The sequence below is a fragment of the Microvirga sp. RSM25 genome, from assembly GCF_044784385.1.
In the GTDB taxonomy this organism is placed as follows: Bacteria; Pseudomonadota; Alphaproteobacteria; order Rhizobiales; family Beijerinckiaceae; genus Microvirga; species Microvirga tunisiensis.
The window spans coordinates 947,168-960,836 of the sequence record NZ_CP173039.1 but is presented as its reverse complement, the minus strand read 5'-3'; the positions used below and the strand labels follow the sequence as shown (position 1 = coordinate 960,836).

The window sequence follows — 13,669 nt, the reverse complement described above, 5'->3', positions numbered from 1 at the left end:
GGAGCATGATGTTGAGCAGCCCCTCCCCCGTGCTGTCGATCCAGAACCTCTCCATCGGCCTCCCCGCCCTGGCCGACCGTCGGCACGCGATCAAGGACCTGTCGCTTTCCATCAATCCGGGCGAGACCCTTTGCGTCGTGGGGGAATCCGGCTCCGGCAAGTCGATGACCGCGATGGCGGTCATCGGTCTCCTGCCCGGCGGCGTCCAGGTCCTGTCCGGCTCGATCAGGCTCGGCGACCGGGATCTCTTGAGCCTGGACGAGGCGGGCTGGTGCGACGTTCGCGGCCGGGAGGTCGGCACCGTGTTCCAGGAGCCGATGACCTCGCTCAACCCGGTGATGCGGGTGGCGGACCAGATCTCGGAAACCTTTCGCGCCCACAATCTGCTGAAGCCCGCCGAGCGCGACCGCCGGGTGCTCGACCTCCTCACCGAGGTCAACCTGCCGAACCCCGAGCTGATCGCGAAGGCCTATCCGCACGAGCTCTCCGGCGGCCAGCGCCAGCGGGTGATGATCGCCATGGCGCTTGCCCTGGAGCCGAAGCTCCTGATTGCCGACGAGCCGACGACCGCGCTCGACGTGACGACCCAGGCCCAGGTGCTCAAGCTGATCGACAACCTGCGCCGCAAGAAGGGCACGGCGGTGCTCTTCATCACCCACGATTTCGGCGTGGTCGCCGAGATCGCCGACCGGGTCGCGGTGCTGCAGCATGGTGAACTCGTCGAGCAGGGAACGGCCGAGGATGTGCTGACCCGCCCGCAGCACCCCTACACCAAGCGCCTCCTGGCGGCGGTGCCCTCTCTGACCCCGCCGGCGCCGAAGCAGCTCGCGGGACAGCCCATTACCCTGAAGGTCGACGCCCTGACCAAATCCTATGGTGGACGCGGCTTCTTCCGCAAAAGCCGCGAGGTCCAGGCTGCCGACGCCGTGAGCTTCGATATCCGGCGCGGCGAGACCCTCGGCCTCGTGGGCGAATCCGGTTCCGGCAAATCGACGGTCGGGCGCTGCGTGCTGCGCCTGATCGAACCCGACGGAGGCGCCATCGAGATCGGAGACCTGAACTTCGGCGCCCTGTCCCAGCGCGAGCTGCGTCCCTACCGGCGCCGGATCCAGATGGTGTTCCAGGACCCCTTCGCCTCCCTCAACCCGCGGCGCACCGTCGGGCGCATCATCGCCGAGGGACCGATCACACAGGGAGAAGACCCGGCCAAGGCCCTGGACGAGGCCCGCATCCTCCTGGAAAAGGTCGGCCTGCCCGCCCGTGCCATCGAGCGCTATCCGCACGAGTTCTCCGGCGGCCAGCGCCAGCGCATCGGCATCGCCCGGGCGCTCGCCATGAAGCCGGACGTGCTGGTGGCGGACGAGGCCGTCTCGGCCCTCGACGTGTCGGTCCAGGCCGAGATTCTCAAGCTGATCCGGGGGCTTCAGGAGGAGCTCGGTCTTGCCATTCTGTTCATCACCCACGATCTGCGGGTGGCAGCCCAGATCTGCGACCGCGTGGCAGTCATGCAAAAAGGGCGGATTGTGGAGATGGCGGAAACCGCGCAACTCTTCGCCCACCCGCGGGACGCATATACGCGCCAGCTCCTGGCCGCCGTGCCGGGCATGAACAAGATGATTTAGGGAGACGACGACCATGAACGATCAGGTCAGCGCGACGCTCGCGCCCAACATGGTGTTCCAGAATCTCATTGGCGGACGCGACCGCCCGGCTTCGGACGGCATGAATCTCGACGTCCTCTCGCCGGTCGACGGCTCGCTCCTCGCCCGGATCGCCGCCGGGACGGCCCAGGACATCGACGAGGCCGTGAAAGCCGCCCGTACTGCCCTCGAGGGCCCATGGGGCAAGCTGACGGCGACCGAGCGCGGGCGCCTGCTCATGAAGCTCGCGGCAGTGGTCGAGGCCCATGCCGACGAACTCGCCATCCTGGAAAGCCGCGACAACGGCAAGCCCCTGCGCCAGTCGCGCGCCGACGCCATCGCGCTCGCCCGCTACTTCGAGTTCTACGGCAGCGCCGCCGACAAGCTGCACGGGGACGTGATCCCCTATCTCAACACCCATTTCATCGGCGTCGAGCGGGTGCCGCACGGGGTGACCGGGCATATCGTGCCGTGGAACTACCCGATGCAGATCTTTGGCCGTTCGGTCGGCGCGGCTCTGGCCGCCGGCAACGCCACCGTGGTGAAGCCTGCGGAGGATGCGTCTTTGACGATCCTGCGCGTCTCTGCGCTCGCCCGCGAAGTCGGCTTCCCCGATGGCGCGATCAATGTCGTGACGGGCCTCGGCCGCACGGCGGGTTCTGCGCTCTCTGCCCATCCTGGCATCGACTTCCTGTCCTTCACCGGCAGCCCGGAGACCGGCACGGCGGTCCAGACGGCGGCGGCGAAGAATCATGTGGGCGTGACCCTCGAACTCGGCGGCAAGTCGGCCCAGGTCGTGTTCGACGATGCCGATCTCGAGCGCGCCCTGCCGACCCTCGTCAATGCCATCATCCAGAACGGCGGCCAGACCTGCTCGGCGGGCAGCCGCCTTCTGATCCAGCGCGGCATCTTCCAGGATGTGGTCGATGCGGTGGCGGAACGCTTCCGCGCACTTCGCGCCGGACATCCAGAGCACGAGCCCGATCTGGGTCCGATGATCAACCAGGCCCAGCAGCGCCGCGTCCTCGGCTACCTGGAGCGCGGCCGCAACGAGGGGCTGAACGTCATCGGCGAAGGCGCGGTGGCGTCCGATGCGCCTGCGGGCGGCTATTACGTGGCTCCGGCCTTCCTGGCCCCCGTCCCGCACGAGAGCATCCTGTCGCAGGAAGAGGTCTTCGGCCCGGTTCTGGTGGCGACGCCCTTCGACGATGAAGCCGAGGCGATCCGGCTGGCGAACGGTACGCCCTTCGGGCTTGCCGCGGGCGTGTGGACCCGCGACGCCATGCGCTCGACCCGCGTCGGCCGTTCCATGCGCGCGGGGCAGGTCTTCGTGAACTGCTACGGCGCCGGCGGCGGCATCGAGCTGCCTTTCGGCGGCTTCGGCCGCTCGGGCCACGGCCGCGAAAAGGGCTTCGAGGGTCTGATCGAGTTCACCACCACGAAGACGCTCGTCATCGCGCACGGGTAGGCGTCTCAGCTCACCCTCCCACGTCATCACCGGCCTTGTGCCGGTGATCTCGATTGGAAAAGCGCATCGCTTCACAGGATCGGGATGGCCGGGACAAGCCCGGCCATGACGTCAGAGGACGTTCCGTCCGTCTCACCACCCCCACCCCTGCCTACAAGGGGAAGGGACACGAAAATGAAGCGCCTCTCCAAACGAGGGGAGGATGAAATAAGTTGACGTATGAAAGGGAAGAAACATGAATCGCCTTGAAGGCAAGGTGGCGCTGGTCACGGGCGCCGGCTCCGGATTCGGTCTGGGCATCGCGGAAACGTTCGCTCGCGAGGGCGCCAAGGTCGCCATCATCGACATCAACGAAGTGGCGGCCAAGAGCGCCGCGGAGAAGATCGGTTCTGCCGCCATCGGTCTTGCCGCCGACGTGTCGAAGGCCGCCGATGTGAATGCCGCGGTCGAGAAGACCGTTGCCGCTTTCGGCAAGCTCGACATCGTCGTCAACAATGCCGGCATCAGCCATCGCAACCGGCCGATGTTGGAGGTGGAGGAAGACGAGTTCGACCGGGTCTTCGCGGTCAACGTGAAGTCAATTTATCTCTTCGCCAAGGCGGCGGTTCCGCTGATGCAGAACCAGGGCGGCGGCGCGATCATCAACGTCGGCTCGACAGCCGGCCTGCGCCCGCGTCCCGGCCTCACCTGGTACAACAGCACCAAGGGCGCCGTGCACACCATGACCAAGTCCATGGCCGTGGAACTCGCTCCCAACAAGATCCGCGTCTGCGCGCTGGCCCCCGTGGCCGGCGAGACGCCGCTGCTCGCCACCTTCATGGGCGAAGACACGCCCCAGAAGCGCGAGCTGTTCGTCAACTCGATCCCGCTCGGCCGCTTCTCCACCCCGCAGGACATCGCCAACGCGGCGCTCTATCTCGCGTCCGACGAAGCCAGCATGATCACCGGCGTTGTTCTGGAGGTCGACGGCGGGCGGTGCATTTAGGACGAGTTCCCTCCGACGTCATCACCGGCCTCGTGCCGGTGATCCCGATTTGAAAAGCGCATCGCTCTTCACATCGAGATGGCCGGGACAAGCCCGGCCATCTCGATGTGAAGTTCTCTCCCGGTCGGTCCCTCCTCAGGGGAGGGAAAGAGCACGTCATCCCTTCGACCACTCGAACGGAAGCGGAGCCTCCTTGAAAGCGAACCGGTCGAGATGGGAGGCGACAACGCCTTTCATCCGCTGGAGCGTCTCGTGGTCCTGCGCTTCCACTCTCACGGTCAGCGCCTCCGGGTCTGCCTTCATGGTCGCGACGGCGGCCGGGAAGCGGACGATCCCTTCGTTCTCCGAGAGCTGGACGTCCAGCTTGTGGCTCCAGTGCTTGCAGAGCTGCTGGAGGTATCTGGCGCCGTTGGCGGTGGGCACCCGTGCGGTCTCAAGAACCATGATTTCAAGCCTTTCATTCCGCCTGCGGCCTTGAACAGGCCGGCGTCCGGCGGATCCGTTCACTCCCGATGCTTAGGCTTCGGTCACGCTGAAGTTAAGTGAAGAATCGGTAATGAGCATCTTCCATCCGGCGCGGTCCTGCGTAAGCTTAGGCCCACCGCGACCTGTCGCAGCCCATACCTGATGGAGTTCAAGCCCTGATGACGAAGCGCCTCCTGACTGCCGCCCTGCTCCTCTCCGTCAGCGTCATCCCGGCCTTTGCGGCCAAGACCTCTCTCGTGGTGGGCATGCCCATCGAGCCGCCGGGCCTCGATCCGACGGTTGCGGCTCCCGTGGCCATCCGCGAAGTCACCTGGGTCAACCTCTACGAAGGCCTCGTGCGCATCGACCGGACCGGCAAGGTTCAGCCGCTCCTGGCGAAGAGCTGGGAGGTCTCTCCCGATGGCCTGACCTATACGTTCCGCCTGCAGGAGGGCGTGAAGTTCCATGACGGCTCGACCTTCGATTCAGCGGACGTGAAGTTCGCCTTCGACCGCGCCCGCGATCCGAAATCGACCAATGCGCAGAAGCAGATCTTTGCGCCCATCGCCTCCATCGAGACGCCCGACCCGGCGACCGTGGTGATCAAGCTGAAGGAGACGTCGGGCAACTTCCTCTACTATCTCGGCTGGGGCGACGCGGTGATCGTGGCGCCGGAGACTGCAGCCGGCAATGCCGCCAATCCGGTCGGCACCGGTCCCTTCAAGTTCAAGTCCTGGACGCGCGGCGACCGGGTCGAACTCGTGCGCAATCCGGACTACTGGCAGAAGGACAAGATCAAGCTCGACAACGTCACCTTCCGCTTCATCAGCGACTCGCAGGCCCAAGTCGCCGCCGTGAAAGCGGGCGATGTGGACGCCTTCCCGAATCTCGCAGCACCCGAACTCTTCGCCGAGTTCCAGAAGGATCCGCGCTTCAAGGCGGTGGCCGGCAACACGGAAGGCGAGACCGTCGCGGGCCTCAACAGCGCCAAGAAGCCCTTCGACGACGTGCGCGTGCGCCGCGCCCTCATGCATGCGGTCGACCGCAAGGCGCTGGTCGAAGGCGCTTATTCCGGCTTCGGCCAGCCCATCGGCAGCTTCTTCTCGCCGAACCATCCGGCCTTCGTCGATACGACCAATATCGTTCCCTACGATGTGGAGAAGGCCAAGGCCCTGCTGAAGGAAGCAGGCTACGGCAACGGTCTGTCGATCACCATCAAGTCGCCCCAGATGGCCTATGCCAGCCGCTCGGCGGAGCTGCTCTCCGCCATGATGGCCGAGGTCGGTGTGGACCTGAAGATCATTCCGACGGAATTCCCGGCGAAGTGGATCGAGGAGGTCTTCAAGAACAAGGATTACGACGTCACCATCGTGTCCCATACGGAGCCGCTCGACATCGATATCTTCGCCCGCGACAGCTATTACTTCAATTACAAGAACGACAAGTTCAAAGCCGTTCTGGCGGAAGCCGCCAAGACCACGGACGAGAAGGCACGCTACGCCAAATACGCGGAGGCGCAGAAGATCCTGGCCGAGGACGTCCCTGCCCTCTTCCTGTTCCAGCTGCCGAAGCTCGGGGTGTGGAACGCAAAAGTGCAGGGCCTGTGGGAAAACTCCCCGATCCCGTCGAACGACGTGACGGAAGTGTCCTGGACGGAGTGAAACCGGGGCGTATTCTCGCGCCGTCCTCCAGGAGGATTCTCCACGTCATCACCGGCCTCGTGCCGGTGATCCCGATCTGAAAGGCACGGCGCTTTTCCAATCGAGATGGCCGGGACAAGGCCGGCCATGACGCCGGGAGGGGTGTCGCCGCATCCAGTCACGTCACCCCTTCCCCATGTGGGGAGGGAAAGCCGGGTTCATGAACTCATGCTGCGTCTTGTATTATCCCGACTTGTCTCGCTGGCAGTCACCCTTCTGGCGGTCTCGCTCGCAATCTTCCTGATCCTGGAAGTCCTGCCGGGCGATCCGGCCGCGATCATGCTCGGCACGGCTGCCCGCGAAGATACGCTCGCGGCCTTGCGGCAGGAGCTCGGGCTCGATCAGCCGGCGCTCGTGCGCTACCTGCAATGGATCGGCGGCCTGCTGCACGGCGACCTCGGCACCTCGATCACGTACAAGATGCCGGTGTCCACGCTCGTGGCCGAGCGCATGAACGTGACGCTGCCGTTGAGCCTGCTCGCCATTCTCATCTCGACTGCGCTTGCGCTTCCGCTCGGCGTCGCGGCCGCGGCGCGGCGCGACGGAGCGGTGGATCGCGCCGTGCTCGTGTTCAGCCAGCTCGGCGTGGCGGTGCCGAATTTCTGGATCGGCCTTCTGTTCATTCTCTTCTTCTCGACCTGGCTCGGCTGGTTTCCGGCCGGAGGCTTTCCCGGCTGGAGCGCGGGGATCTGGCCTGCCTTCCAGGCGCTTCTCCTGCCCGCCGTGGCCCTTGCGTTGCCGCAGGCCGCTGTGCTCACCCGCGTGACCCGCTCGGCGACACTCGAAGTGATCGGCGCCGATTTCGTGCGCACCGCCCGCGCCAAAGGCGTCGACAGGGAGGAACGCTGCGCCGGCACGTGGTGCCGAACGCGCTCATTCCGGTCACCACCATCCTCGGCTTGCAGCTCTCGTTCTTCTTCGGCGGTGCGATCCTCGTGGAGAACGTGTTCAACCTGCCGGGCCTCGGACGGCTCGCCTATCAGGCGCTCAACCAGCGCGACCTCGTGGTGATCAAGGACATTGTGCTGATCTTTTCCGGCCTCGTCATCGTGGTGAATTTCATCGTCGATATCGGCTATGCCATCCTCGATCCGCGCCTCAGGGGACGGTCATGAGCAAGCGCTCCCGCATTCCCTTGAACACCGCCCTCGTCGTCGGCGGCATTCTCACCGCGCTGCTCATCGTCACCGCGCTCGTGTCGCTCGTCTGGACGCCGGAGGTGCCGACCCGCGTGCGTGTCGCCATGCGCCTGAAAGGCCCCGGAGAAGTCGGCCTTCTCGGCACAGATCATTTCGGTCGCGACGTCGCTTCGCTCCTCATGGTAGGTGCCTGGAATTCGCTCGCCATCGCCTGGCCGGCCGTTCTGTTGGGAGCCGCCATCGGCACCGCCATCGGCTGCGCGGCGGCGGCCTGGAAGGGCATCGCCGACGAGATCGCCATGCGCGTGTCGGACGTGGTCTTCGCTTTCCCCGCCGTGCTGTCCGCGATCATGATCGGAGCGCTCGTGGGCTCCGGCCCTCTCGCGGCGATCCTGGCGATTGCGGTGTTCAACATCCCCGTGTTCGCCCGCGTTACGCGCGGCGTCGCGCTCCAGGTCTGGACGCTCGACTACATCGCGGCAGCCCGCGCCATCGGCAAGCATCCCTTGCGGATCACCTGGGAGGACGTGATGCCGAACATCGCGGGCGCGCTCATCGTCCAGGTGACGATCCAGCTCGCGCTCGCCATCCTGACCGAAGCGGGCCTGAGCTATCTCGGCCTTGGCGTGCGCCCGCCCAATCCGAGCTGGGGCCGCATGCTGAGCGATGCGCAGACCTATCTCTCGCAGGCCCCTCACCTCGCCATCGCGCCCGGCATCGCCATTGCGCTCTCGGTGCTGGGCCTGAACCTGTTGGGCGACGGTCTGCGCGATGCACTCGACCCGACGTTGAAAGGCAGAGGCGCCACCGCTTAGGAGCACCCAACAAAATCATGTGCCGCCCTCATCCTGAGGAGCAGACGCAGTCTGCGTCTCGAAGGAGCTTCCAGCGAGCACTGGATCCTCCTTCGAGACGGTCGCTTCGCGACCTCCTCAGGATGAGGGCAGTCGTTACCGAAACACTCTAAGCCGCCGTCTTCATCGCCCCCCGCACGTCGCTGAGGATCTCGTAGGAGCGCAGACGCTTGGAATGGTCGTAGATCGCGGCCGCGACCATCACCTCGTCGGCGCCGGTCTCCGCGATGAAAGTCTCCAGCCCGCCCTGCACCGTCTTGGGTGACCCGACGAAGGAGCGGGACAGCATGTTCATGGCCTGCGCCTTCTCATGCGGCGACCAATAGCTCTCGATGTCGTCGATGGGCGGCTGGAGCTTGCCGCGGGCGCCGCGGAACAGATTGGTGAAGGATTGCTGCGCCGAGGTGAAGAGATGGCGCGCCTCGTCGTCCGTATCGGCAGCGATCACGTTGACGCCGACCATGGCATAAGGCCGGTCGAGCTGGGCCGAGGGCTGGAAGCGCTCGCGATAGACCTGCAGCGCCTGCATCAGGGCACCGGGCGCGAAATGCGACGCGAAGGCATAAGGCAGGCCGAGCATCGCCGCGAGCTGCGCGCCGAACAGGCTGGAGCCGAGGATCCAGATCGGCACGTTCGAGCCCGCCCCCGGCACCGCCTGGATCGCCTGATCGGGCTGCACGGCCGCGAGGAGCGCCTGCAGTTCGAGCACATCCTGCGGGAAGGTATCGGCGGAGGTCGGATCGCGCCGCAAAGCCCGCAGCGTTCGCTGATCGGTGCCTGGGGCACGGCCGACGCCGAGATCGATGCGCCCCGGGAACAGGGCGTCCAGGGTGCCGAACTGCTCGGCGATGACCAGGGGCGAGTGGTTCGGCAGCATGATGCCGCCCGCGCCGATGCGCATGGTCCTGGTGCCGCCGGCCACATGGGCGATCACCACGCTCGTCGCCGCACTCGCGATGCCGACCATGTTGTGGTGCTCGGCCAGCCAGTAGCGATTGTAGCCCCACCGTTCGGCGTGCTGTGCCAGATCGAGGGTGTTGCGCAGGGCATCGGAGGGCGTGAAGCCTTCGGGAACGGGCGCGAGATCGAGAACGGAAAAGGGAGGCATGGACAATCTTTCTGGTGCGGTTCAAAGCCGAACGAGGGTTGCCATGAGATCATCATTCAGAGCCCCGGATGCAACCCGTGAAGCCGCCCGCTCGGGGCACGGCAGCCCTGCAAAGAAAAACCCGGCGCTTTCGACGCCGGGCTTTTCGATGGCTCGATGGAACGGGGATCAGCCGCGGGTGCGGGCGCGGATCATGTAGGTGTCGAAGGCGTATTCGGCCACTTGGAACCAGAGGTATTCCTCGTTGCGGAAGGCGCGAAGCGAGTCGATCAGCTTCTTGAAGTCCGCATTCTGGGCGGAGATCTCCGCATAGACCTCGTTCGTCGCCTTGTAGGCGGCGTCGAGGATCTCCTGCGAGAACGGACGCAGCTGAGCGCCGGCACCCACCAGGCTGCGCAAAGCGGCCGGGTTCTTGGCATCGTATTTGGCGAGCATGTCCATGTTGGCGGCCATGCAGCCTGCCTGCAGGATCGCCTGATAGTTCTTCGGCAGGGATTCCCACTTTCCCTTGTTGAACATGAAGTGCAGAGTCAGGCCGCCCTCCCAGAAGCCCGGATAGTAGTAGTACGGGGCGACTTTCTGGAAGCCGAGCTTCTCGTCGTCGTAGGGGCCGATCCACTCGGCGGCATCGATGGTGCCGCGCTCCAGCGACGGGTAGATGTCACCACCCGCCACCTGCTGCGGAATGACGCCGAGCTTCGCCATCACCTGACCGGCGATGCCGGCGATGCGCATCTTCAGGCCCTGCAGGTCTTGAACCGTTTTGATCTCCTTGCGGAACCAGCCACCCATCTGGGTGCCGGTGTTGCCGCCGGGAAGAGCGTAGAGGTTGTGCTTGGCCATGAATTCGTTCACGAGGCCGATGCCGCCGCCGTGATACTGCCAGGCATTGAGCTGGCGGGCGTTGAGCGTGAACGGCACCGCCGCGGCAGCCGCGAAGGTCGGGTCCTTGCCGACATAGTAGTAAGCGGCCGTGTGGGCCATCTCGACCGTGCCGGAAGACACGGCGTCGGCAGCCTGGAAGGTACCCACGATCTCACCGGCCGAGAACGGCTGGATCTGGAACTTGCCTTCCGTTGCCTCCGAAACGAATTTCGCCAGGAAGTCGGCGCCGCCATAGATGGTGTCGAGCGACTTCGGGAAGCCCGAGGTCAGACGCCAGCGGATTTCCGGATTGGACTGAGCAATGGCGGGCTTGGCGACGGCGCCTGCGGCGAGGCCGGCGCCAGCCGTGGCGAGAAAATTACGGCGTTTCATGGGTGCCTACTCCAGTTCGAGGGCATGTCGCGCTTTGAGGAAGGCTCGGTAACAAGCGATGGATGACCCTGAGTAAAGCTAGACGAAAGACGAAGGTCGCATCGCTCTATCCATGGCAACCGGATCTCCCTCCCCCTGTTCCTTGGGCCGCTTCGGCGTCAAGTCGTTGATATGACGAGGGTGTGGCTCCGGACGCTGAACGGGATTCCGTCCATGTGTCGCCGCGATGGGCCATTGGGCATGATCTCAGCGCAGCCCCAGCCCGCCAAGCTTGCATGCCAAACAGGGAAAAACGTTGCAAACAAGCCGTTCTGCCACCTCTCCAGAGCCGTATTACAATGATATAAAGTAGATGAACTTAGTCATCCCGAAGATAAATAATCCTCATTAGTAACCGATGTGAATCCTGTAGCATTTACTTAAAAAGCATCAGTATTACGGAAGCATACCTCGAACGAGTCAGCGCATTACTTACTGTCGACCACAGATTCGCCACAGTTATTAAATGAGTTTGACTCGAGCAAGGGGAAGAGCCAATGCGCTCTTATAGGCCGATGAACAAGACGCTTATGTTGCTTGGTGCCTCCATCGTCGCGCAAGGGATGATGTTCGGTGGGGCGGAGGCCCGGTTGGTCCGCTACGAGATCAACGGAAAACAGTATTCCTACAGCACCAACAATCACGCCCAGACGGCCGAGGCCAGGAAGCGGATTGCGGCTGCAAAGACGGCCGAGGCTGCAAAGGCAAAGGCCGATGTGGAAAAATCCAAGAACCCTCTCGCGGCAGCCTTCGGATCCTCCACGCAGAAGGAGGCCAAAGAGGCGGATGAGCGGCTTCGGCAAATCCTTTCCGGCCCGACGGAGTACATGGCGGTTTCCCAACCCGTCCCAGACCGCGTCGGCGATTCCGACAAGAAGCCTCAGGACAAGCAGCCACAGGACAAGCAGCCACGTCAGGCTTCCGCCGCCAAGGATGCTCAGAAGCCCATCGTCGTGGTCCGAGCGCCGGCCAAGCCAATCCGAATGTCGGCGTCGACGGCATCCCTCGTGATCGCCGAACCGGTCGCCCCGCAGCGTCAGACGAAGGTGAAGTCCGTCTCCTTCGATATGCAGACGGGCATCAAGACGACGATCATGATCGACGGGACGATCGAGGAGGAGCCGTTCGACAGCAGCGCTCTTGTCTTCCTGGCTCCCGAACCGGAAAAGGCGAACAGTCTGACGGCCTTCGTGAACCAGCTGCGCAAGAGCGCGCCTGAGGAAGCGACCGGCTCGATTAGAACCAGCGTGGCCGAGCCGGACGACGGCTCCCTGATCCGGCATCGTTAGAATGCTGGGGAGGCCGTGAGCCGAAAGAAAACGGCGCCGGTTTCACGGCGCCGTCCCTATGCTTCCGATGAAGCCGGAGCTCTTAGAAGTCCATGCCGCCGGCCGGCATCGCCGGAGCGGTCTCCTTCTTCGGCTTCTCGGCGATCATGGCCTCGGTGGTGATGAGAAGGCCCGCGACGGAAGCGGCGTCCTCGAGGGCGACACGGACGACCTTCGCCGGATCGATGATGCCGAACTTGTAGAGGTCGCCATACTCACCGGTCTGAGCGTTCCAGCCGGCGGAGTAGTCCTCGGCTTCGGCCACCTTGCCGACGATCACGGAGCCGTCTTCGCCGGCATTGAGAGCGATCTGACGCGCCGGAGACTGAAGCGCGCGGCGCACGATTTCGACGCCGGTCTTCTGATCGTCGTTGGCAGGCTTCACCGTCTCGAGAGCCTTGAGGGCACGCAGCAGGGCCACGCCGCCGCCGGGCAGGATGCCTTCCTCGACGGCTGCCTTGGTGGCGTGCATGGCGTCGTCGACGCGGTCCTTCTTCTCCTTCACCTCGACCTCGGTCGCTCCGCCGACGCGGATCACTGCGACGCCGCCTGCGAGCTTGGCCAAACGCTCCTGGAGCTTCTCACGGTCGTAATCCGAGGTGGTCTCCTCGATCTGCGCCTTGATCTGGCCGACACGGGCTTCGATGTCGCGCTTATCGCCCGCGCCATCGACGATCGTGGTGTTCTCCTTCTCGATCACCACCTTCTTGGCGCGGCCGAGCATGTTGAGGGTCACGTTCTCGAGCTTGATGCCGAGATCCTCGGACGCAACCTGGCCCTTGGTGAGAACGGCGATGTCCTCGAGCATGGCCTTGCGGCGGTCGCCGAAGCCCGGAGCCTTCACGGCGGCGATCTTCAGGCCGCCACGCAGCTTGTTGACCACCAGGGTGGCGAGAGCCTCGCCTTCCACATCCTCGGCGATGATGAGGAGCGGCTTGCCGGTCTGAACGACGGCTTCGAGGATCGGCAGCATCGGCTGGAGCGACGAGAGCTTCTTCTCGTGGATGAGGATGTAGGGATCCTCGAGCTCGGCCACCATCTTCTCGGCGTTGGTGATGAAGTACGGCGAGAGATAGCCGCGGTCGAACTGCATGCCCTCCACCACCTCGAGCTCGGTCTCAGCGGTCTTGGCTTCCTCGACGGTGATGACACCCTCGTTGCCGACCTTCTGCATGGCATGGGCGATCATCTCGCCGATGTCCTTGTCGCCGTTGGCCGAGATGGTGCCGACCTGGGCGACCTCATCGTTCGAGGTCACCTTCTTGGCGTTCGCCTTGAGGTCCGCCACCACGGCTTCGACGGCCATGTCGATGCCGCGCTTGAGGTCCATCGGGTTCATGCCGGCAGCCACGGCCTTGGCGCCTTCCTTCACGATGGACTGGGCGAGCACGGTCGCGGTAGTGGTGCCGTCGCCGGCGCGGTCGTTCTGTTTCGAGGCCACTTCGCGCACCATCTGGGCGCCCATGTTCTCGAACTTGTCGGCGAGCTCGATCTCCTTGGCGACGGTGACGCCGTCCTTGGTGATGCGCGGCGCGCCGAAGGACTTCTCGATCACCACGTTGCGGCCCTTGGGCCCGAGCGTGACCTTCACGGCATCGGCGAGAATGTCGACGCCACGGAGCATCTTCTCGCGGGCGTCCAGGGCAAATTTGACTTCCTTAGCAGCCATTGTCCGTCACTCCTGAT

The 13,669-nt window shown here is 64.6% G+C and carries 10 protein-coding genes and 1 pseudogene; 7 read left to right on the top strand and 4 right to left on the bottom strand.

All coding sequences use genetic code 11. From position 1 onward, the window contains the following. The first annotated feature begins 8 nt into the window (after positions 1 to 8). The 3 genes from ACD578_RS04625 (at position 9) to ACD578_RS04615 (ending at position 4,093) form a co-directional block, all read left to right on the top strand. The gene (locus tag ACD578_RS04625) at positions 9 to 1,622 is read left to right on the top strand and encodes an ABC transporter ATP-binding protein (RefSeq protein ID WP_404293698.1); all 1,614 of its coding nucleotides are present in this window, start codon (positions 9 to 11) and stop codon (positions 1,620 to 1,622) included. Positions 1,623 to 1,635: 13 nt separating this feature from the next. Beyond that, entirely contained in the window at positions 1,636 to 3,108 is a 1,473-nt protein-coding gene (locus ACD578_RS04620; protein ID WP_404291288.1) for an aldehyde dehydrogenase family protein, read from the top strand. Positions 3,109 to 3,343: 235 nt separating this feature from the next. Next, positions 3,344 to 4,093, top strand: coding sequence for an SDR family oxidoreductase (locus ACD578_RS04615; protein ID WP_404291286.1), 750 nt, complete (start codon positions 3,344 to 3,346; stop codon positions 4,091 to 4,093). 156 nt (positions 4,094 to 4,249) lie between these two features. Here the strand turns inward: ACD578_RS04615 and ACD578_RS04610 are convergent, their stop codons facing one another. Continuing rightward, positions 4,250 to 4,537, bottom strand: a complete 288-nt coding sequence (locus ACD578_RS04610; RefSeq protein WP_404291284.1) for a DUF2218 domain-containing protein — start codon at positions 4,535 to 4,537, stop codon at positions 4,250 to 4,252. A gap of 200 nt (positions 4,538 to 4,737) precedes the next feature. Here ACD578_RS04610 and ACD578_RS04605 point away from each other — a divergent pair, with 200 nt between their 5' ends. From ACD578_RS04605 to ACD578_RS04595, 3 genes and pseudogenes are all read left to right on the top strand, one after another. Then, a complete protein-coding gene (locus ACD578_RS04605) occupies positions 4,738 to 6,219 on the top strand; it encodes an ABC transporter substrate-binding protein (RefSeq protein WP_404291282.1) in 1,482 nt (493 codons plus the stop codon). A 207-nt stretch (positions 6,220 to 6,426) separates the two neighbouring features. Then, positions 6,427 to 7,373 (top strand): annotated as a pseudogene (locus ACD578_RS04600) (ABC transporter permease). Continuing rightward, positions 7,370 to 8,212 (top strand): ABC transporter permease, encoded by an 843-nt coding sequence (locus ACD578_RS04595; RefSeq protein WP_152710447.1) that lies wholly within the window; start codon positions 7,370 to 7,372, stop codon positions 8,210 to 8,212. The pseudogene ACD578_RS04600 and the gene ACD578_RS04595 overlap by 4 nt, the downstream one beginning before the upstream one ends. 148 nt (positions 8,213 to 8,360) lie before the next feature. Here the strand turns inward: ACD578_RS04595 and ACD578_RS04590 are convergent, their stop codons facing one another. After that, complete coding sequence (locus ACD578_RS04590; protein ID WP_404291280.1) at positions 8,361 to 9,359, bottom strand: LLM class flavin-dependent oxidoreductase; 999 nt, start codon at positions 9,357 to 9,359, stop codon at positions 8,361 to 8,363. Positions 9,360 to 9,527: 168 nt separating this feature from the next. Then, entirely contained in the window at positions 9,528 to 10,616 is a 1,089-nt protein-coding gene (locus ACD578_RS04585; protein WP_404291278.1) for a TRAP transporter substrate-binding protein, read from the bottom strand. 536 nt (positions 10,617 to 11,152) lie between these two features. Between ACD578_RS04585 and ACD578_RS04580 the strand changes: the two genes are divergently transcribed. Further along, positions 11,153 to 11,944, top strand: coding sequence for a hypothetical protein (locus ACD578_RS04580; RefSeq protein WP_404291276.1), 792 nt, complete (start codon positions 11,153 to 11,155; stop codon positions 11,942 to 11,944). An 82-nt stretch (positions 11,945 to 12,026) separates the two neighbouring features. Here ACD578_RS04580 and groL read toward each other — a convergent pair whose 3' ends face one another. After that, positions 12,027 to 13,652 (bottom strand): chaperonin GroEL, encoded by a 1,626-nt coding sequence (groL, locus tag ACD578_RS04575; protein WP_404291274.1) that lies wholly within the window; start codon positions 13,650 to 13,652, stop codon positions 12,027 to 12,029. Positions 13,653 to 13,669: the final 17 nt, after the last annotated feature.

Excerpts from the sequence above, each read along its gene's own strand:
- ACD578_RS04625 (WP_404293698.1), top strand. The coding sequence starts at position 9 with ATGTTGAGCAGCCCCTCCCCCGTGCTGTCGATCCAGAACCTCTCCATC.
- ACD578_RS04620 (WP_404291288.1), top strand. The coding sequence starts at position 1,636 with ATGAACGATCAGGTCAGCGCGACGCTCGCGCCCAACATGGTGTTCCAG.
- ACD578_RS04615 (WP_404291286.1), top strand. The coding sequence starts at position 3,344 with ATGAATCGCCTTGAAGGCAAGGTGGCGCTGGTCACGGGCGCCGGCTCC.
- ACD578_RS04610 (WP_404291284.1), bottom strand. The coding sequence starts at position 4,537 with ATGGTTCTTGAGACCGCACGGGTGCCCACCGCCAACGGCGCCAGATAC.
- ACD578_RS04605 (WP_404291282.1), top strand. The coding sequence starts at position 4,738 with ATGACGAAGCGCCTCCTGACTGCCGCCCTGCTCCTCTCCGTCAGCGTC.
- ACD578_RS04595 (WP_152710447.1), top strand. The coding sequence starts at position 7,370 with ATGAGCAAGCGCTCCCGCATTCCCTTGAACACCGCCCTCGTCGTCGGC.
- ACD578_RS04590 (WP_404291280.1), bottom strand. The coding sequence starts at position 9,359 with ATGCCTCCCTTTTCCGTTCTCGATCTCGCGCCCGTTCCCGAAGGCTTC.
- ACD578_RS04585 (WP_404291278.1), bottom strand. The coding sequence starts at position 10,616 with ATGAAACGCCGTAATTTTCTCGCCACGGCTGGCGCCGGCCTCGCCGCA.
- ACD578_RS04580 (WP_404291276.1), top strand. The coding sequence starts at position 11,153 with ATGCGCTCTTATAGGCCGATGAACAAGACGCTTATGTTGCTTGGTGCC.
- groL (WP_404291274.1), bottom strand. The coding sequence starts at position 13,652 with ATGGCTGCTAAGGAAGTCAAATTTGCCCTGGACGCCCGCGAGAAGATG.